The 17,694-nt window shown below is 72.7% G+C and carries 19 protein-coding genes and 1 pseudogene; 9 read left to right on the top strand and 11 right to left on the bottom strand.

Annotated features, from left to right (window positions below; all coding sequences use genetic code 11):
• Positions 1-77 precede the first annotated feature (77 nt).
• Genes KKZ08_RS08935 through KKZ08_RS08925 form a run of 3 tightly spaced genes read left to right on the top strand, consistent with a single transcriptional unit; the run spans position 78 to position 1,922 of the window.
• Positions 78-815: a CPBP family intramembrane glutamic endopeptidase gene (locus tag KKZ08_RS08935; protein ID WP_223773935.1), complete on the top strand. Its 738-nt coding sequence runs from the start codon at positions 78-80 to the stop codon at positions 813-815.
• Positions 816-828: 13 nt separating this feature from the next.
• Complete coding sequence (locus KKZ08_RS08930) at positions 829-1,167, top strand: PadR family transcriptional regulator (RefSeq protein ID WP_223773934.1); 339 nt, start codon at positions 829-831, stop codon at positions 1,165-1,167.
• Positions 1,164-1,922 carry a hypothetical protein gene (locus tag KKZ08_RS08925; protein ID WP_223773933.1) on the top strand — a complete coding sequence of 253 codons (759 nt, stop codon included), beginning with the start codon at positions 1,164-1,166 and terminating at the stop codon, positions 1,920-1,922. Before KKZ08_RS08930 ends, KKZ08_RS08925 begins: the two co-directional genes overlap by 4 nt.
• A 105-nt stretch (positions 1,923-2,027) precedes the next feature.
• Here KKZ08_RS08925 and KKZ08_RS08920 read toward each other — a convergent pair whose 3' ends face one another.
• The 6 genes and pseudogenes from KKZ08_RS08920 to KKZ08_RS08895 all read right to left on the bottom strand — a co-directional run bounded on the left by KKZ08_RS08920 (position 2,028) and on the right by KKZ08_RS08895 (position 7,850).
• Positions 2,028-3,476 carry a penicillin-binding transpeptidase domain-containing protein gene (locus KKZ08_RS08920; protein ID WP_223773932.1) on the bottom strand — a complete coding sequence of 483 codons (1,449 nt, stop codon included), beginning with the start codon at positions 3,474-3,476 and terminating at the stop codon, positions 2,028-2,030.
• Positions 3,477-3,566: 90 nt separating this feature from the next.
• Positions 3,567-4,244: a response regulator transcription factor gene (locus tag KKZ08_RS08915; protein WP_223773931.1), complete on the bottom strand. Its 678-nt coding sequence runs from the start codon at positions 4,242-4,244 to the stop codon at positions 3,567-3,569.
• Positions 4,241-5,411 (bottom strand): annotated as a pseudogene (locus tag KKZ08_RS08910) (histidine kinase). The gene KKZ08_RS08915 and the pseudogene KKZ08_RS08910 overlap by 4 nt, the downstream one beginning before the upstream one ends.
• 77 nt (positions 5,412-5,488) lie before the next feature.
• Positions 5,489-6,520, bottom strand: a complete 1,032-nt coding sequence (locus KKZ08_RS08905; protein ID WP_223773930.1) for a hypothetical protein — start codon at positions 6,518-6,520, stop codon at positions 5,489-5,491.
• Positions 6,521-6,596: 76 nt separating this feature from the next.
• Positions 6,597-7,073: a GNAT family N-acetyltransferase gene (locus KKZ08_RS08900; RefSeq protein WP_223773929.1), complete on the bottom strand. Its 477-nt coding sequence runs from the start codon at positions 7,071-7,073 to the stop codon at positions 6,597-6,599.
• A gap of 3 nt (positions 7,074-7,076) precedes the next feature.
• On the bottom strand, positions 7,077-7,850 hold the full coding sequence (locus KKZ08_RS08895) for an IclR family transcriptional regulator (protein ID WP_223773928.1): 774 nt from the start codon (positions 7,848-7,850) through the stop codon (positions 7,077-7,079).
• A gap of 125 nt (positions 7,851-7,975) precedes the next feature.
• Between KKZ08_RS08895 and KKZ08_RS08890 the strand changes: the two genes are divergently transcribed.
• Together KKZ08_RS08890 and KKZ08_RS08885 are read left to right on the top strand one after the other, a co-directional pair.
• Positions 7,976-9,508: an aldehyde dehydrogenase (NADP(+)) gene (locus tag KKZ08_RS08890; RefSeq protein WP_223773927.1), complete on the top strand. Its 1,533-nt coding sequence runs from the start codon at positions 7,976-7,978 to the stop codon at positions 9,506-9,508.
• A gap of 4 nt (positions 9,509-9,512) precedes the next feature.
• Positions 9,513-10,121 carry a DUF1349 domain-containing protein gene (locus tag KKZ08_RS08885; protein ID WP_223773926.1) on the top strand — a complete coding sequence of 203 codons (609 nt, stop codon included), beginning with the start codon at positions 9,513-9,515 and terminating at the stop codon, positions 10,119-10,121.
• A 45-nt stretch (positions 10,122-10,166) separates the two neighbouring features.
• Here the strand turns inward: KKZ08_RS08885 and KKZ08_RS08880 are convergent, their stop codons facing one another.
• A complete protein-coding gene (locus tag KKZ08_RS08880) occupies positions 10,167-10,907 on the bottom strand; it encodes a class I SAM-dependent methyltransferase (protein WP_223773925.1) in 741 nt (246 codons plus the stop codon).
• 101 nt (positions 10,908-11,008) lie between these two features.
• The gene (locus tag KKZ08_RS08875) at positions 11,009-12,151 is read right to left on the bottom strand and encodes a Gfo/Idh/MocA family oxidoreductase (protein ID WP_223773924.1); all 1,143 of its coding nucleotides are present in this window, start codon (positions 12,149-12,151) and stop codon (positions 11,009-11,011) included.
• Between the two features lie 63 nt (positions 12,152-12,214).
• Between KKZ08_RS08875 and KKZ08_RS08870 the strand changes: the two genes are divergently transcribed.
• The 3 genes from KKZ08_RS08870 to KKZ08_RS08860 all read left to right on the top strand — a co-directional run bounded on the left by KKZ08_RS08870 (position 12,215) and on the right by KKZ08_RS08860 (position 14,498).
• Positions 12,215-12,589 carry a helix-turn-helix domain-containing protein gene (locus KKZ08_RS08870; protein WP_223773923.1) on the top strand — a complete coding sequence of 125 codons (375 nt, stop codon included), beginning with the start codon at positions 12,215-12,217 and terminating at the stop codon, positions 12,587-12,589.
• Positions 12,590-12,693: 104 nt separating this feature from the next.
• Positions 12,694-13,422, top strand: a complete 729-nt coding sequence (locus KKZ08_RS08865) for a DsbA family oxidoreductase (RefSeq protein WP_223773922.1) — start codon at positions 12,694-12,696, stop codon at positions 13,420-13,422.
• 11 nt (positions 13,423-13,433) lie between these two features.
• Entirely contained in the window at positions 13,434-14,498 is a 1,065-nt protein-coding gene (locus KKZ08_RS08860) for an aminotransferase class V-fold PLP-dependent enzyme (protein ID WP_223773921.1), read from the top strand.
• 20 nt (positions 14,499-14,518) lie between these two features.
• Here the strand turns inward: KKZ08_RS08860 and KKZ08_RS08855 are convergent, their stop codons facing one another.
• Entirely contained in the window at positions 14,519-15,043 is a 525-nt protein-coding gene (locus KKZ08_RS08855) for a MarR family winged helix-turn-helix transcriptional regulator (RefSeq protein WP_223773920.1), read from the bottom strand.
• A 124-nt stretch (positions 15,044-15,167) separates the two neighbouring features.
• On the opposite strand from KKZ08_RS08855, the gene KKZ08_RS08850 reads away from it, so the two are divergent.
• Positions 15,168-16,229 (top strand): alkene reductase, encoded by a 1,062-nt coding sequence (locus KKZ08_RS08850; protein WP_223773919.1) that lies wholly within the window; start codon positions 15,168-15,170, stop codon positions 16,227-16,229.
• Positions 16,230-16,300: 71 nt separating this feature from the next.
• On the opposite strand, the gene thpD is transcribed toward KKZ08_RS08850, so the two are convergent.
• Together thpD and KKZ08_RS08840 are read right to left on the bottom strand one after the other, a co-directional pair.
• Positions 16,301-17,200, bottom strand: coding sequence for an ectoine hydroxylase (gene thpD, locus KKZ08_RS08845; protein WP_223773918.1), 900 nt, complete (start codon positions 17,198-17,200; stop codon positions 16,301-16,303).
• A gap of 52 nt (positions 17,201-17,252) precedes the next feature.
• Complete coding sequence (locus tag KKZ08_RS08840; protein WP_219687406.1) at positions 17,253-17,657, bottom strand: ectoine synthase; 405 nt, start codon at positions 17,655-17,657, stop codon at positions 17,253-17,255.
• Between the last annotated feature and the right edge of the window lie 37 nt (positions 17,658-17,694).

Here is a 17,694-nt window from a genome sequence, read left to right as displayed (position 1 = left end):
GTAGCTCAGACGCTCACGGGGGTGCGGGCACGTGCCACCGCGCACGTCCGCGCCCCCTTCGGGAAGGGGGACCCGCCATGACCATCTCGCCGGACTTCTCACCCGCCGCCACGGCTCTCACGGCCGCGCTCGGCGCCTATCTGCTGCTCGGGGAGCCCCTGCTCGGCCGTCGCATGTACGCCTCGCTGGCCCGCCGCCGCGCCACCGAACCCGGCGCCCTCGTCCGCTACTTCCGCGTCGTGCTCGCGCTGTGGTGGGCCCTCGCCGCCCTCGCGGCCGCGGCGCTGCTGCTCTCGCCGGGTACGGCCGCCGCCGACCTCGGCATCGCCTTGCCCGACAAGCCCGCCGTCGTCGCGGTCGGCGTCCTGTTCTGCGCGGTGATCGCGGTGACCTCCGGGCGCGCGCTCCGCGACCTCGACCGGCAGGGCAAGCACGTACCGGGGCGCGCCGCCATCGAGGCGATGCTGCCGGGCACGCCCCGCGAGCGCGCCCTCGCCGTCGCCTTCGGCGTGAGCGACGGCATCTGCGCGGAGTTCGTCTACCGCGGGCTGCTCATCGCCTTCGGCGTCGGCGTGCTCGGCCTCCACCTCTACGCCGCCGCGGCCCTCTCCGTGCTCGTCTACGCCGTCGCCGGCTACTACCAGGGCCGCCAGGGACTCCTCGTCTTCGCCGTCTTCGGCGCGCTGCTCAGCGGCCTGTACCTGGCCACCGGCAGCCTGCTCCTGCCCATGGCCCTGCACGTCATCCTCAGTGTGCGCGACCTGACGACGCTCACGCCGCCGACGCCGTCCGCGGCGCCGCTCACCGCCAAGTGAAGGGCCCGGGAACGTGACCGCCGACCGCCGCGCCAGCTGGTTCAAGGGCGTACTCGACCTCCTCGTACTCGCGAGCCTCACCGACGGCGAGAGCTACGGCTACGAGATCGCCAAGCTCCTCGGAGCCGCCGGCTTCGGCCAGATCAAGGGCGGCACGCTCTACCCCGTGCTGAACCGCCTGGAGGAGGCGGGCCTGGTCGCCGCCGAGTTCCGCGCCGCCGAGAAGGGGCCGGGACGGCGCTACTACCGGCTCACCGACGCCGGGCGCGAGACCCTCGGCGAGCAGGGCGGGCTGTGGCTCGCCTTCGACGGCTCCGTACGGGACATCCTCGCGAAGGCGGGTGTGCGATGAGCACCCCACACACCCCGCACACACAGGACGGCTACCTCATCGACCTCGCCGAGCGGCTCCTCGCGCACGGCCTGCCCGCCGACCGCGTCGAGGCGACCGTCGCGGACCTGGCCGCGCACCTGGAGGAGTCCGGCGCCGAGGACGCGGAGGCGGAGTTCGGCCCGGCGCGGGACTTCGCCCGGCAGCTGGCCCCCGAGGCCGCCACCCCCGACGGGCCCCCGGAGGGACACGTCGAGACCTGGCGCTGGACCGCCGACACCTACGTCGACGAGGAACTCCTGAACCGCTTCGGCGACCAGGGCTGGGAGGTCGAGCGCGTCGACGCCCTCGGCCGCTTCGTCAGCCACCGGGATCTCGCGCGGCCCCAGCGGTGGGAGTACCGCAGGGAGCTGATCACGCGCGGCCGCGAAGGCCTGGACGAACGCCTCGCCCCCGACGGCTGGGAGGCCTGCGGCACCTGGGTGGTCTACGCCTGGTTCAAGCGCCCCAGGGCGGCCAGCCTCGGCCCGGCGGCGGAGATCGCCGCGCCCCCGCCGGTCCCGGAGCGGACGAACTTCCTCAGCCGGAAGTTCTACGCCCTGCTCGCCGTCCTCGGGGCCACCGTGGCGCTGGCGGGCCTGTGGGCCGCGCTCGACGACGGCGAGGCGAGCACGGGGCTCGGCTTCACCGGCGGGCTGCTGTTCGGCGCGGCTGTGCCGCTGACGCTGACCCTCGGCCTCCGGCTGTGGGGCAACAGGCGCGGCCGGGGGCGCTGACGGGCATGGACGCGGGCGTGGACAAGTACGGACGCGGGCACTGACATGCGCACACGCGCGCGGGCCCCGGGGGCGGCACCTCGGGGCCCGCGCGCGTGTGCCGCCTCAGCCCTTCAGCGCCGCCTCCATCATCGCCTTGGCGATCGGCGCGGCCAGGCCGTTGCCGCTGACCTCGTCGCGGGCCGCGCTCGACGACTCGATCATCACCGCGACCGCCACCTCCTGGCCGTCCGCGCCCTTGGCGTACGAGGTGAACCACGCGTACGGCGTCTTGCTGTTGTTCTCGCCGTGCTGGGCCGTGCCCGTCTTGCCGCCGACCGTCGCGCCGTCGATCTGCGCGTTCGAACCCGTGCCCTTCTCGACGACCGTCCGCATCGCCGACTGGAGGCCCTCGGCGACGGACTCGCTCATCACACGCTGGGGGTCCCCGTCGCCGAACTTCTCCAGGACGTTGCCGTCCGCGTCCGTGATCTGCGAGACCATGTGCGGCGCGGCGAGCTCGCCGCCGTTGGCGATCGCCGCCGACACCATCGACATCTGGAGCGGCGTCGCCGTCACGTCGAACTGGCCGATGCCCGACAGGCCCGTCTGCGCCTTGTCCATGCCGGAGGGGTACACGCTCTTCGCCGCGCGCACCGGCACATCCAGCTTGTCCGCGCCGAAGCCCAGCTTCTCCGCCATCGCCTTCACCTTGTCCTGGCCGAGGTCGACGGCCATCTTCGCGAAGACGTTGTTGCAGGAGTACTGCAGGCCCGTACGGATCGTCGCGTTCTCGCACGGGGCCGACGGGTTCTCGTTCTTCAGGACCGTCACCGTGCCCGGCAGCGTGTACGGGTTCGGGCTGGCGGTCCTCGCGTCCACCGAGGAGTAGAGCCCGTCCTCCAGGGCCGCCGCCGCGACGACCAGCTTGAACGTCGAACCGGGCGGCAGCGGCTGGCGCATCGCGCGGTTCACCATCGGCTTGTCCTCGTCGGTCGTCAGGGCCTTCCACTCCGCGGAGTCCGTGGAGCCGCTGATCTTCGACGGGTCGTACGACGGCGTCGAGACCATGCCGAGGATCTTGCCGGTCCTCGGGTCGAGCGCGACCGCGGCGCCCTTGGTGTCGCCGAGCGCCTTGTAGCCCGCCTTCTGCACCGCCGGGTCGATGGTCGTCACCACGTCGCCGGGGTCGGCGCGCTTGTTGGTGACCGTGTCGAGCGGGTTCTTCAGGCGGTTGTCGGTGCCGTCCAGGAGGTCCTTGTAGATGCCCTCCAGCTGGGTGGCGCCGTACACCTGCGAGCTGTAGCCCGTCACGGGTGAGTACAGGGCGCCGTTCTTGTACGTGCGCTTGTAGGCGAGGTCCCCTCCTGTCGTCCGCGCGGAGCCGGTGATGGCCTCACCGCCCACGATGATGTCGCCCAGCGGGTTCGCGTACTGCTCGATCGCGTTGCGCCGGTTGTGCTTGTCGTCCGCGAGCGCCTTGCCGTCGTAGAACTGCACCCACGTCGCCCGCACCAGCAGGGCGAGCACGAGCAGCAGAGCGAAGACCGAGGCGCGCCTGATCGTCTTGTTCATCCCACGGAAGGACGAGCGAGGGGGAAGGTTTCGTTCCCTTCTGGTCCGCTTGCGACCGTTTTCTCAGAGAGTCCTCATGAACCGCTGCCGTCAGTCGGTCTTCATGAAACCGGCCTCGTACGCCGCGATCACCGCCTGCGTGCGGTCCCGCGCGCCCGTCTTGGCGAGGACGGACGCCACGTGCGTCTTCACCGTCGCCGCGCCCACCCCCATCCGTCCGGCGATCTCCGCGTTGGTCAGCCCCGCCGCCATCAGCCGCAGCACCTCGTTCTCCCGGCCGGTGAGCCGCGCCACCCAGGCGGGCGGTGCGGGCCTGGCGCGTCCGTGCTCGGCGGCCAGGGCGCGCACGGCCGAGGGGAAGAGCAGCGAGTCGCTGTGCGCGACGATGCGCACGGCCTGGACGAGCGAGTCCGCGTCCGCCCGCTTGAGCAGGAACCCGGCGGCGCCCGCGCGCAGCGCCTCGTACACGTACGCGTCGTTCTCGAAGGTCGTCACGACCACGATGCGCGGCGGTCGCGGCATCGTCCGCAGGATCTGCTCGGTGGCGCGGATGCCGTCGATCTCCGGCATGCGGACGTCCATCAGGACCACGTCGGGCTCAAGCTCCCGCACGACCGACACCGCCTCGGCACCGGTCGCCGCCTCGCCGACGACCTCGATGCCCGCCTCGGCGGAGAGGATCGCGCGCAGGGCGGTACGCACCATGCGCTCGTCGTCGGCGAGGACGACCCGCAGGGTGGGGCTCTCGGGGGAGGGTGCGGTCGTCATGCGTGTCCTTTCAGCGGAAGTCGTACGTCAAGGCGCCACACCCCGTCCGCCGGGCCCGCCGCGGCCGTGCCGCCCAGCAGCCGGGCCCGGTCCGCGATGCCGCGCAGGCCGTGGCCGCCGCCGGGGCGCGGGGCGGGGGAGCGGGGCGGCAGCGGGTTCTCGGCCGTGACGGTGAGGTCGGGTCCTTCCAGGGCGACGCGCAGGGTGACATCGGTGCCCTCACCGCCGTGCCGCAGGGCGTTGCTCAGCGCCTCCTGCACGATGCGGTACGCCTCACGGGAGACCAGCGGGGGCAGGCCGGCGGGGTCCATGTCGACGGCGGCGCTCACCCGCAGGCCGCCCGCCCCGGTGCGGCGCAGCAGGCCGTCCAGGTCGGCTTCGAGGGTGGGCGCGGGCGCCGTCGCGCGGGCGTCGTCGGCCTCCCGCAACACGCCCAGGACGGCGTCGAGTTCACCGACCGTGCGGCGCGTGGTGTCCTCGATGGCGGCCAGCGCCTCGCGGACGAACTCCGGGTCGTGGTCGAGGACGCGGCGGGCCGCGCTCGCCTGGAGCGTGACGGCGCTCAGCGCGTGGCCCACCGAGTCGTGCAGCTCGCGTGCCAGGCGGTTGCGCACCGCGAGGTCGGCGGCCCGCTGCTCGGCGGCCGCGAGCCGGTCGGCGGGCGTGGGCCGAGCAGTTCCGGCGCCCAGCGGGCGAGGAGCCCGCCGTGGCCGCGCACGCCGCGAGCGCGACCAGCGACGCGCAGCCGATGACCGGGGAGAGCGCCACCATCCAGGGCTCCCCGAAGACTTCGGGCAGCCCGATGCGGCTGCCCCCGAACACGACGAAGAACGGCAGCGCGATCAGCACGCAGGCGAACGGCGGCAGCGCGAGCGACATGCCGCTGACGATCCCGCCGAGGCCGAGGTGCAGCGTGAACCAGGCGGCGGTCCGCCCCCGCGCCACCCGCCCCCGCGCGGGCCCCTCGGCGAGCGAGTCGTCCGGCACCGCGCACAGCGCCCGCACGGCGGCCACCGACATCGGCCGGGTCAGCGGGAACAGCGCGGTGATCGCGGCCAGCGGCAACCCGGCACCGAAGGAGGCGAGTTGGGAGGTCAGCGACCCGAAGAACCGGTCGTCGCCGACGAGCGGCCCGACGAGCACCGAACCGACGAAGACGTACGGCATGGAGAGCGCGCCGCCCAGGATCAGATGGATCCACCGGCGGCGCGTCCGACGCCCGAAGAGGGCGGTGACGAGGGCCCTCACGCCGGTGAACCCGCCCGCTCCTTGAGGAAGCGCACCCCGACGGCGGCCACGAGTATTCCGGTGATCATCTGCACAGAGTAGGCCAGGAGCATGAGGCCGGTGGGTTGTCGGGAGACGTCGTCGGAGGGGCCGACGAGCGAGGCGAACAGCAGCCAGCCGCCCCAGCAGCCCACCGCGCCTGAGCCCACCCAGGCCAGCGCGAACGGCACCTTCACGGGCAGCGCGGGAAGCCACCGGAAGGCCGGCACCAGGGCGCCCGTCACAGCGGCGGCGAGGTAGACCATGTCCAGGCACTCCAGGACGTAGAAGTCGGTGGTGCGCGCCTCGGCCTGCGCCGCGCTGAGTCCGGCGGTGGAGCCGGTCGCCCACAGCAGATGGCATACGAGCAGCGCCAGGGCCGGCAGCGCGGCGGCGACGGCGGTGGCCCGCACGCCCCTCGAACCCGCGCCGGGGCGCGGCAGGTCCCCCACGCGCCCTCGCCACAGGTGCCCCCAGCGGTCCCGGGCGTACAGCACGAAGAGGGAGCCGAGCGCGATGCCCTGAAGGATGAAACCGGTGTAGACGACGCCGAAGACCCACTCGGCGAGGAACGGCTCGCCCCCGCCGCTCCCCGAAGAGCCGTGCACGCTTTCGCCGAACGCCCTGACCAGCAGTTGCAGCGGAAACCCGGCCACGATCGGCACGAGCAACCCCGTCGCCGCCCACATCGGGAACGCGAGCAGCCACGCGGGCGTCCGCAGGCCCCACGGCCGGGTCAGGAGCAGCACCAGCACGATGACGGCCGCGTCCATCAGCACGGTCAGGCCGTTCGCGAAGATCATTGACGCGCGGTGGTCGAGCAGCGGGCTGCCCTCGGGGATCCCGAGGTGACTCCCGCCGATCCAGGCGGCCTTGAGGGCGAGGTAGGGGACACAGGCGGCCAGGGCGACGCACCGCAGCACGCGGCGGGAACGGCCCAGCGCGAACGGCGCGGGGGAGGCCGGCCGCGGGGCGACGGCCAGGAGCGGGGCGGGCAGCGATCGGGTCATGTCCCCACGCTCCCGCCGGGAGAGGCCACCGCGCCTCCTGCGCCGCGATGATCCGCCTCCCCCGCGCGGCGGAGCCTCAGCCGCCGTCCAGGACGAGGACCACCTCGTCGACCTCCGCCCCGCGCGCCGCCGCGAACCCCCGCTCCCGCACGGTCTCGCGGAACCCGCACTTCGCCAGGACGCGCCGCGAGCCCGCGTTGTCGGCCGCCGCGCGGGCGTAGAGCGGGCGCTCCGGGATCAGCGCGAGCAGCTCGCGCAGGGCGGCGGTGGCCAGGCCGCGACCCCAGTACGCGCGGTCGATCCAGTACGTCACCTCGCGCTCGCCCGGCTCGCCGTACACCGCGGCGCTGCCGACCACGTCCCCGTCGGCGAGGACCGTGCGCACGTCGACGCCGGGGGAGGTGCGCATCTTCTTCCAGTGCGCGTCGAAGCGGTCCATGTCGCCGGGGTCCTTCGGGGTGAAGGCGGCCATGTGGGCGGACTCGGGGTCGTTCATCTGCCGGAAGAAGACGGGCAGATCGCTGTCGTGCACTTCGCGGAGACTGACATCCATGCGTCAGAGCCTACGAGTTGCCAGTGTCAGTCGGTCGCGCGCGTCGAACAGGGCGTCCTTGACCATCTGTTCGTGGGCGGGCGTGAGCCGCGCCACCGGCACCGAGCAGCTGATCGCGTCCCGCGCCGGGGTGCGGTAGGGGATGGCGACGCCGAAGCAGCGCAGCCCCAGCGTGTTCTCCTCGCGGTCCACGGCGAAGCCCTGCTCGCGCACCGTGTTCAGCTCCTCGATGAGCTTCTCGCGGTCGGTGATGGTGTGCTCGGTGAGCGCGGGCAGCGCCTCGGGGAGCATCTTGCGGACCTGCTCGTCGGTGTGGGTGGCGAGCAGCGCCTTGCCGAGCGAGGTGGAGTGCGCGGGCAGCCTGCGCCCCACGCGGGTGAAGGGCCGCAGGTAGTGCTGGGACTGGCGGGTGGCGAGGTAGACGACGTTCGTGCCGTCGAGCCGCGCCAGGTGGATGGTCTCCGTCGTGTCGTCGGAGAGCCGGTCCAGGGTCGGCCGGGCTGCGGCCACCACCTCGTCGCCGTCGATGTACGAGGTGCCGACCAGCAGGGCGCGTACGCCGATGCCGTACCGCGTGCCGGTCGCGTCGGTCTCCACCCAGCCGAGCTCGACCAGGGTGCGAAGGAGCATGTAGAGGCTCGACTTCGGGTACCCGACCGCTTCCTGGACGGCGGCCAGGGAGTGCATTCCGGGGCGGCCCGCGAAGTACTCGAGCAATTCAACCGTCCGCACCGCGGACTTGACCTGCGCACCGCCTCCGGTCTCGCCAGTCGACATCGCCCTTGACCCCTTAGTTCGCCGAGAAATAGTCTCCGAAGCCTCCGGTCATTCACGAACAGAGACGGCGTTCAGTATATCGAACAGCCCAGGTGAGTGGCATACGTCTGGAAAGGGAATCCGCGGTGGCAGCAGCACCAGTCTGGAGTGTCGACCCCCGAACCGGGAAGCAGCGTGAGCAGGTTGCGGTGGAAGCCACAGCCGAGGAGGTCGGCCGCGCGGTCCTCGCCGCCCGCAACGCGGCGCCCGCGCTCGCCGACCGCGCGGTCCGCGCCGCCTTCCTGCGCACCGCCGCCGAGCTGCTCCAGGAGGCGAAGGACCAGCTCGTGGAGGCCGCGGACGCGGAGACCGCGCTCGGCTCCGTCCGCCTCACCGGCGAACTCGCCCGCACCTGCTACCAGCTGCGGGCCTTCGCGGACATAGTCGACGAGGGCGCCTTCCTCGGCGTCGTCATCGACCATCCCGACGCCTCGGCGACCCCGCCCATCCCGGACCTGCGCCGCTACAAGATCCCGCTCGGCGTCGTCGCCGTCTACTCCGCGTCCAACTTCCCCTTCGCCTTCTCCGTGCCCGGCGGCGACACCGCGAGCGCCCTCGCCGCGGGCTGCCCCGTCGTCGTCAAGGCCCACCCCGACCATCCGGGCACCTCCGAGCTGGTCGCCTCGGTGCTGCGCAGGGCCGCCGCCGCGCACGACATCCCCGAGGGCGTCCTCGGCCTCGTACACGGCTTCGAGGCGGGCGTCGAGCTGGTCAAGCACCCGCTGGTCGCGGGCGCCGGGTTCACCGGCTCCATCCGCGGCGGCCGCGCCCTCTTCGACGCCGCCGCCGCCCGGCCCGTCCCGATCCCCTTCCACGGCGAGCTCGGCTCCCTCAACCCCGTCGTCGTCACCGAGGCCGCCGCCGCCGAGCGCGCCGAGCAGATCGGCACCGGACTCGCGGGCTCGATGACGCTCGGCGTCGGCCAGTTCTGCGTCAAGCCCGGCCTGGTCCTCGCCCCCGAGGGCGCGGGCGGCGACCGGCTCGTGAAGTCCCTCACCGAGGCGGTCGGCGGCACCGAGGCCGGGGTGCTCCTCGACCACCGGATGCGGGACAACTTCGTCGCCGGGGTGCGCGAGCGCGCCGGACTCCCGGACGTGGACGCCCCGGTGACCCCGGGCGCCGGCGACGAGCACACCGTCAGCGCCGGCTTCCTCACCGTCCCGGCCGCGCGCCTCGCGAGCGAGGGGGAGCACGACCTGCTCCTGGAGGAGTGCTTCGGCCCGGTCACCGTCGTCGCGCGGTACGCGGACGACGCGGAGATCACCGCCGTCCTCTCGCGCCTGCCCGGCAACCTCACGGCGACGGTGCAGCTCTCCTCCGACGAGGCGGCGGGCGTCAGCGGCCGCGGCGCCGAACTGATCGCCGAGGTCACCCCGCTCGCCGGACGCGTACTCGTCGACGGCTGGCCCACCGGCGTCGCCGTCGCACCCGCCCAGCACCACGGCGGCCCCTACCCGGCCACCACCTCCACCTCGACGTCCGTGGGCGGCACGGCCATCGAGCGCTGGCTGCGCCCGGTCGCCTACCAGAGCACCCCGGAGGCCCTGCTCCCGCCGGAGCTGCGCGACGCCAACCCGCTGGGACTGCCGCGGCGCGTGGACGGGCGCCTGGAACACTGACGCCATGGACGTCACCATCGAGCACCTCCCGTTCCCGCTGCGCAGCTACGGCCCCGAAGGCCACTGGGCGTACGAGGAGGGGGTGCTCACCGGCCGGGCCGGGGCCCGGCAGGACCGCTTCGTGCCGCCGACCGGCGCGGCACTGGACTCCGCCTCCGACGCGCCCCGCCTCCTCGGGGCGCCCGAAGGCGACTTCCAGCTGATCGCCCGCGTCACGGTCGGCTTCGCGGCCGCCTTCGACGCGGGGGTGCTGTACCTCCACGTCGGCGAGCGGGAGTGGGCCAAGCTGTGCCTGGAGCGCTCCCCCGACCGGCCCACGATCTGCACGGTCGTCACCCGCGGCCGCTCCGACGACGCCAACGCCTTCGAGGTGGACGGCGACAGCGCCTGGCTGCGCGTCAGCCGCACCGGCTCGGCGTTCGCCTTCCACGCGTCGACGGACGGCGAACGCTGGACGTTCGTGCGGATCTTCTCGCTCGGCGACGAGGAGTCGGCGGGCGCGGCCCTCGTCGGCTTCATGGCCCAGTCGCCCACCGGCGAGGGCTGCGAGGTGACGTTCGACGGGATCGAGTTCCGCCCCAACTGGCCGAAGGGCCTGCGGGACGGCTCCTGACCGGCGGCCGGCGAGGGGGGTCTGCGCGTCTCGGCGCGGCGGAACCTACGGTTTGTGGGTCACCCAGAGCAGTTCCGCCGGCCAGCGGTGTGCCCAGTCGGGCGGGTCGGTCTCGTTGTAGCCGTTGAGAGTTCCCGGTTCGGGCCGCGGTTCGATGAGGTCGTCGATGACGAGACCCGCGCCGCGCAGGACCCTGACCCAGTCGCCGTAGGTGAGCTGATAGCTGGTCGCGCCGTCGCCTTCGGCGATGGTGTGCAGCCCGAAGTAGTCCTGCCGCAGCGTCGTGGTCGCGCGGCCGGCGGCTTCGTCGTAGCAGGCTTCGAACCACGGGCTGGCGACGTTGAACACCAGGCGCCCGCCTGGGCCCAGGACGCGTGCGGCCTGCGGGACGGCCAGGTGCGGGGGCGCCCAGCTGAGCCCACCGAAGTCGCAGAACACCAGGTCGAAGCTGCCGTCGGCGAAGGGGAGCCGTTCGGCGGCGCCTTGCACCAGCGCATAGCGGGCCGCCCCCATAGCGCGGGCCGCGGCGGCGAGTTGGGCTTCGGACAGGTCGAGCCCGACCACGGTGGCGCCCTCGGCGGCGAGCGCCCTGGACCACTGGCCGGCGCCGCAGCCGAGTTCGAGGACGCGCTTGCCGGTGACGTCGCCCAGGGCGTGCAGGTGCGCGTCGGGGATCGAGTACATGCCCCACAGCCGGGGTGCGGCCCCGATGCGCGGGTCGTGCTCGTGCTGGTAGGCGCTGCTGATCCGGTTCCAGAGCCGCCGGTTGGCGGGGATGCTGTCCACGTGCCGACTCCAGCACCGCCCGCCGGGGCGGTCAACTCGATTGGGGCACCGGCCCTCGCCTCGCTCGGGCCCCGGCTCGGCCCGTGTTCGGCCGGACGAGCCTAGACGTGCACCCGGGCCCCCGTGGCCGCCGCCCGCCCGATCGCGTCCAGCAGCCGCTGGCGCCGCACCGCGTGCCCGAAGTCCGGCGCGTGGGCGGTGCCCTGCGTCAGGTCGGCGAGGACCTGGGCGTACTGCGCGCCGACGTTGTACGCCACTTCGTACGACGGAGCCCCGCGCAGTCCGTCCAGCTCCGGCACCCCGAAGTGGCGTTCGGGCACGGGTAGTTCCGCGAGGCCCGTGTCCGCGCCGCGCCCGCCGCGCACGGTCACCGCCGCCTGCTGGAGGTGGCCGGAGTCACCGGTGACGACGAGGTCTCCCTCCGTGCCGTTGATCTCCCAGTGGAAGTCCGTGCCGCGTGACAGCCCCGACCGGAAGTGGGCCGAGACGACGGCACCCGACTCCAGGCGCCCCGAGACGGCGATCTGGTCGGCGGCCGTCATCGGCGCGGTGCGCCCCGTGCCCGCCTCCCGCACGACGGGCCGCCGCGTCGCCGAGGTCGCGGAGACCTCGGTGAACTCCCCGAGCGCCATGGTCACCGCGTCGACGGTGTGCCCGAAGGGGATCGTCAGCATGGTCGCCCCGTTCGTCTCGTCCAGCAGGTACGCGGCGCCCGGCTCGAAGACCGGCCCCCACCCCCGCCCCGAGGCCACCAGGCTGGTCGAAAGGACCTCGCCCACGTAGCCGTCGGCGACCAGCTCCCGGACGTACCGGACGGCGGGCGCCGACCGGGCCTGGAGCCCCACGAACGTCCGCACCCCCGCCCGTTCCGCGGCCGCCGCCAGCTCCTCGGCCTCGGCGAGGCCGTTGCCGAGCGGCCACTCGCAGAGCACCGCCTTGCCCGCGCCGAGCGCGGCGAGGACCACCTCGCGGTGCAGCGGCAGGCGCACGCTCACCACGACGAGGTCGACCTGATCGCTGCGGACGAGTTCCTCGGTCGACCCGAAGGCCAGCGGTACGCCGTACTTCTCGGCCGCGGCCCGCGCGGAGGCCTCGCTCGACGCGGACAGGGCACGCAGTTCGTACCCCTTCAGGGCGGACAGCGCGGGCAGGTGGGAGCGGGGCGCCCAGCCGCCGCGGGCGGACAGGCCGACGAGGCCGACGCGGACGGGGGAGCCCAAGGGGGAGACAGCGGTGGAAGTCATGATCGGGACGGTAAGGCGGACCGCGTGGTTACCCGCAAGGGCCGTAACTATATTTTCGAAACCATGACTGGTCAGCCCACGTACACCGGCCCCTCTCCCCACACGCCCCACGACATCTACGGCCTGCTCTGCCCCGGCCGCGCGGTCTGGGAGCTGCTCGTCCACAAATGGACGGGTCTCGCCATCACGGCCCTCGCGGACGGCCCGTGCCGCTTCGGCGAGCTGCGCCGCAAGCTGGAGGGCGTCAGTCCCAAGGCGCTCACCCAGACCCTGCGCCGCCTGGAGGACCACGGCCTGGTCCTGCGCACGGTCCGCGCGGAGGTCCCGCCCCGCGTCGATTACGAACTGACCGACCTGGGCCGCGGCGCCCTGGAGCCGCTGGCCCACCTGCGCACCTGGATCCGCGCGAACGCGGAAAAGTTCACGGCGGGGGAATGAGCCGCTTTGCCCGTACGTTGACGCCGTGAGCGGAGGCTGCCTCCGCACCGGCCATCCGCGTACCCCCGTGTCCGCGTACCGCACGACCTGGAGAGAAGCCACACATGCGCGTCGAGATCTGGAGCGACATCGCCTGCCCCTGGTGCTACGTGGGCAAGGCCCGCTTCGAGAAGGCCCTCGCCGCCTTCCCGCACCGTGACGGCGTCGAGGTCGTGCACCGCTCCTTCGAGCTGGACCCGAACCGCGCCAAGGGCGACTCCGGGCCCGTCATCCCGATGCTCATGGGCAAGTACGGCATGACCGAGGAGCAGGCCCGCGAGGGCGAGCGGCGGCTCGGGGAGAACGCCGCGGCCGAGGGCCTCGACTACCTCACCGAGGGCCGCGACCACGGCAGCACCTTCGACATGCACCGCGTCCTGCACCTCGCCAAGGAGCGCGGCAGGCAGGACGAGTTGATCGGCCTCCTCTACCGCGCGAACTTCGCCGAGGAGCGGTCCGTCTTCGAGGACGAGGGGCGCGTCGTCGAGGTCGCCGTCGAGGCCGGTCTTGACGCGGACGAGGTGCGTGCCGTCCTCGCCGACCCCGCCAAGTACGCCGAGGACGTCCGCGCCGACGAGCGCGAGGCCGCCGAACTGGGCGCGAACGGCGTACCGTTCTTCGTCCTCGACCGCAAGTACGGCATCTCCGGCGCCCAGCCCGCCGAGGTCTTCACGCAGGCCCTTGAGCAGGCGTGGGGCGAGCGTTCACCGCTGACCACCCTCGCGGACGCCGGCGAGGGCGACGCGTGCGGACCCGACGGATGCGCGGTTCCGCAAAGCGGCCGAGACGTATAAGAGTTGACCCCATGGCGATCACCATGGGGATCAATGACGTCCGTCGCACCGAGTTCACGCCCACATCGGCGTATCTGAACACCGCGAGCTGCTGCCTGCTGCCGCGCCGCGCGAGCGAGGCCGTGGGCGCGCTCGTCGCCGGGCTGGGCGAGGGCAGGCCCGGCGGGGCGGGGGACTTCGAGGTCGTCGACGAGGCCCGCGCCTCCTTCGCGCGGCTCGTCGGCGTGGATCCGGGGCGCGTGGCCACCGGCGCCTCGGTCGCCACGCACGTCGGGCTGATCGCGGCCTCGCTGCCGCCCGGCGCCGAAGTCCTCCTCCCCGAGGGCGAGTTCGCGTCCGTCGTGAACCCCTTCGTCGTACGGGGCGACCTCCGGCCGCGCTACGTGCCGCTGGAGTCCCTCGCGGAAGCCGTGCGCCCCGGCACCGCGCTCGTCGCCTTCTCCGCCGTCCAGTCGGCCGACGGCAGGACCGCGGATCTGGCGGCGGTGCGGGAGGCCGCGGCCGCGCACGGCGCCCGTACGCTCGTCGACGCCACGCAGGCGGTGGGCTGGCTGCCGTTCGACGCGGGGTTGTACGACTACACCGTCACCGGCGCCTACAAGTGGCTGCTGTGCCCGCGCGGCACGCAGTTCCTCACGGTGAGCGAGGCGGCGCAGGAGTCCCTGATCCCGCTGCACGGCGGCTGGCTCGCGGCGGCCGACACCTGGAACTCGACGTACGGGCCGCTGACCGCACTCGCCCCGGACGCCCGCAGGTTCGACGAGGGACCGGCCTTTCTCGCCTATCACGGGGCGGCGGCCGCGCTCGCGGTCCTGGAGGAGGTAGGCGTCGAGGCCGTGCACGCCCACGACACGGCCCTCGCCGCCCGTTACCGCGCGGGCCTCGCGGAGCTGGGTCACGCCCCCGTGCCCGGGACGTCCCCCATCGTGGCGGTGCCCGGCCTCGGCGGGCGTCAGCCGGAGCTGGCCCGCGCCAAGGTCGTCACCTCGGCCCGCGCCGGGCATCTGCGGGCGTCGTTCCACCTGTACAACACGGAGGCGGACGTGGACCGGCTCCTCGACGTGCTGTCCGGCTGACGACCGCTCCCCGTCGGGGTTCAGCCGTCGGACGCCCGGCGTTCCGGGCAGTCCGCGGTCTCCGTGCAGAGGTTGGTCTCCACCCGGGTGAGCAGGTGAAGGAGTGTGGTGCGCTCGTCCTCGTCGAGACCGGCGAGCGTGTGCCCTTCCAGTTGTCCCCAGGCGCGCTCCACCTGGGCCAGCAGGCCGCAGCTGGCGTCACTGGCCTCGACGAGCACGGCCCGGCGGTCGGCCGGGTCGGGGCGGCGCCGCACGTGCCCGGCCTGCTCCAGGCGCTGGAGCATCTTCGTGACTGTCGACGGGTCGAGGTCGACCGCCTTGATGAGCTCGGACTGCCGGACCGGACCGGCATCCCACAGGTGCATCATCACGAACTCCTGGCCCGGATAGAGGCCGACCCCCTTCAGGACCTTGCCCGCCGCGATGCGGTGCAGGCGTGCCACCCGGCTGAGCGCATGGCTGACGGGGCCCGCCTCCGCCACCGCGGGGAGTCCCGGGGGACAGGCGGGGTCGGCCGGTTCGGTCTGCGGGGCGTCGGCCTTCATCACGGTGCTCCTGCTGGTCACTGGACGTCTTCCGAAAAGATTACCTTGGTCGGCCAAGAAATGCGTTACAGTGAAGCCCGGCCAGATGGTTGGCCGACCACATAAAACCTGCCCGGGAGTCCTGATGACCACCGCGTTCGACCCGATCGACCTGTCCGGCACCCCGCTCGCCAACCGCATAGCCATGGCCCCGATGACCCGCAGCCGCGCAGGTCAGGGCGGTGTTCCCACCGACTTGTCCGTTGAGTACTACGCCCAGCGGGCCTCCGCGGGCCTGATCATCAGCGAGGCCATCCAGCCTTCTGTGGTCGGCCAGGGATACCCGGACACCCCCGGCCTGCACAGCGCCGAGCAGGTCGCCGCCTGGCGCAAGGTCACCGACGCCGTGCACGCGGCGGGCGGCAAGATCTTCGCCCAGCTCATGCACGCGGGCCGCATCGGCCACCCGGTCCTGCTCCCCGACGGACTGGTCAACGTCGCCCCCTCGCCCGTACAGCCCCAGGGCCAGGTCTACACCGCCGAGGGCCCCAAGGACTTCGTCACCCCGCGTGAGCTGACCGACGCCGAGATCCGCGCCACGATCGACGACTTCGCCGCCGCCGCGCGGAACGCGGTGGACGCCGGCTTCGACGGCGTCGAGCTGCACGGCGCCAACGGCTATCTGATCCACCAGTTCCTCGCGCCCGGCACCAACCGGCGCGTCGACGAGTGGGGCGGCTCCGTGGAGAACCGCCTGCGCTTCGCCGTGGAGGTGGCCAAGGCCGTCACCGCCGAGATCGGCGCCGCCCGCACCGGCTTCCGCATCTCGCCCGGCAACCCCTTCAACGACATCAACGAGCCCGACCCCGAGCCGGCGTACACCGCCCTGGTCAAGGAGCTGGCCGCGCTCGACCTCGCGTACCTGCACGTCATGGAGGTCGGCGAGATCCGCGAGCTGACCACCCGGCTGCGGCAGGACTTCGGCGGGACGTTCCTCCTGAACCCGCAGACCGAGGGCCCCACGAGCCACGACGCGCTCGCCCTCGTCGAGGACGGCACCGCGGACGTCATCGCGTTCGGCGTGCTGTTCCTCGCCAACCCCGACCTGCCGGCCCGCCTGAAGGCCGAGGGCCCGTACAACACGCCTGACCCGGCGACCTTCTACGGCGGCACGGAGAAGGGCTACACGGACTACCCCGCCCTGTAGCGAGCGGGCAGGCCACGAGCCGGCCCGGCGCCCACGGGGGGTGCCGGGCCGGCTCGTGTCCTGCCCTCAGCTCACCCGACCGGGGTGAAGTCCCGCGCCCCGATGAACTCGGGCCTGCGCACGGGCGCCGCGAACGGCTCGACCGCGGTGTTCTCCACGCTGTTGAAGACGATGAAGACGTTCGACCGCGGATACGGGGTGATGTTGTCCCCGGAACCGTGCATGGCGTTGCAGTCGAACCACGTGGCCGAGCCCGCCTCGCCGGTGAACAGGCGGATGCCGTGGTCGGACGCGAGGTGGGTCAGCGTCTCGTTCGACGGGATGCCCGCGTCCTGCATCTGGAGCGACCGCTTGTAGTTGTCCTTCGGCGTGGCGCCCGCACAGCCGAGGAACGTCTTGTGCGACCCCGGCATGATCATGAGGCCGCCGTTGGTGTCGTGGTTCTTCGTCAGGGCGATCGACACCGAGACGGTGCGCATGTTCGGCAGGCCGTCCTCCGCGTGCCAGGTCTCGAAGTCCGAGTGCCAGTAGAACCCCGAGGCCCCGAAGCCCGGCTTCACATTGATCCGGGACTGGTGGACGTACACGTCGGAGCCGAGGATCTGCCGGGCCCGGCCCACCACGCGCGGGTCGGCGGCCAGCTTGCCGAAGAGCTCACTGATCTTGTGCACCTCGAAGATCGAGCGGATCTCCTGCGAGCGCGGCTCGACGATGGAACGCTCGTCCGCGCGCATCGCGGGATCGTTCATGAGCCGTTCCAGCTCGCCGTGGTACACGGCGACTTCGTCCGGGGTGATCAGCTGGTCGATGGCCAGGAAACCGTCCCGCTCGAACCCCGCCAGATCCCCGGCCGCGATGGGCCCTTCGGCACCCGGCTCGGACCACACCACCGGGTCCTTGCGTTCGATGAGCACCTCTTCGGCGCCTCGGGTCGGGTACAGGTCAATGGTGCGTTCGGGTGCGGTGGTCATGGTGTTGCCTGCCTCTCCTCTCGTACGGCCCTGTGCGGGATGTAGGTCGCGGTCAGACCGGGTCCGGCTCCGTGAGCAGCGGGTACACGCCGTTCTCGTCGTGGTCCTCACGACCGGTGACGGGCGGGTTGAAGACACACAGGCAGTGGAAGTCCTCCTTGATCCGCATGGTGTGCTTCTCGTGCCCGTCGAGCAGATACATGGTGCCCGGCGTGATCGTGTACTTCTCGCCGGTCGTGTCGTCGGTCAGTTCGGCCTCGCCCTTGGTGCAGACGACGGCCTCGATGTGGTTGGCGTACCACATCGACGTCTCCGTCCCCGCGTACAGGATCGTCTCGTGCAGGGAGAACCCCACACGCTCCTTGGCGAGGACGATGCGCTTGCTCTCCCAGGTACCCGACTTGGCCTTCACATGCCGGTCGGTGCCTTCAATGTCCTTGAACGAACGGACGATCACGGTGTGGTGGTTCCTTTTCTCTTACGGTGTGAGGGGC

It is taken from the genome of Streptomyces sp. 135, assembly GCF_020026305.1.
GTDB lineage: Bacteria > Actinomycetota > Actinomycetes > Streptomycetales > Streptomycetaceae > Streptomyces.
This window is presented reverse-complemented; position numbering and strand designations above follow the sequence as displayed.

Coding starts and splice junctions, on each gene's coding strand:
- KKZ08_RS08925 (WP_223773933.1), top strand. CDS start 1,164: ATGAGCACCCCACACACCCCGCACACACAGGACGGCTACCTCATCGAC.
- KKZ08_RS08870 (WP_223773923.1), top strand. CDS start 12,215: ATGACTGGTCAGCCCACGTACACCGGCCCCTCTCCCCACACGCCCCAC.
- KKZ08_RS08850 (WP_223773919.1), top strand. CDS start 15,168: ATGACCACCGCGTTCGACCCGATCGACCTGTCCGGCACCCCGCTCGCC.
- KKZ08_RS08885 (WP_223773926.1), top strand. CDS start 9,513: ATGGACGTCACCATCGAGCACCTCCCGTTCCCGCTGCGCAGCTACGGC.
- KKZ08_RS08935 (WP_223773935.1), top strand. CDS start 78: ATGACCATCTCGCCGGACTTCTCACCCGCCGCCACGGCTCTCACGGCC.
- KKZ08_RS08865 (WP_223773922.1), top strand. CDS start 12,694: ATGCGCGTCGAGATCTGGAGCGACATCGCCTGCCCCTGGTGCTACGTG.
- KKZ08_RS08875 (WP_223773924.1), bottom strand. CDS start 12,151: ATGACTTCCACCGCTGTCTCCCCCTTGGGCTCCCCCGTCCGCGTCGGC.
- KKZ08_RS08920 (WP_223773932.1), bottom strand. CDS start 3,476: ATGAACAAGACGATCAGGCGCGCCTCGGTCTTCGCTCTGCTGCTCGTG.
- KKZ08_RS08860 (WP_223773921.1), top strand. CDS start 13,434: ATGGCGATCACCATGGGGATCAATGACGTCCGTCGCACCGAGTTCACG.
- KKZ08_RS08905 (WP_223773930.1), bottom strand. CDS start 6,520: ATGACCCGATCGCTGCCCGCCCCGCTCCTGGCCGTCGCCCCGCGGCCG.
- KKZ08_RS08915 (WP_223773931.1), bottom strand. CDS start 4,244: ATGACGACCGCACCCTCCCCCGAGAGCCCCACCCTGCGGGTCGTCCTC.
- KKZ08_RS08900 (WP_223773929.1), bottom strand. CDS start 7,073: ATGGATGTCAGTCTCCGCGAAGTGCACGACAGCGATCTGCCCGTCTTC.
- KKZ08_RS08895 (WP_223773928.1), bottom strand. CDS start 7,850: ATGTCGACTGGCGAGACCGGAGGCGGTGCGCAGGTCAAGTCCGCGGTG.
- thpD (WP_223773918.1), bottom strand. CDS start 17,200: ATGACCACCGCACCCGAACGCACCATTGACCTGTACCCGACCCGAGGC.
- KKZ08_RS08855 (WP_223773920.1), bottom strand. CDS start 15,043: ATGAAGGCCGACGCCCCGCAGACCGAACCGGCCGACCCCGCCTGTCCC.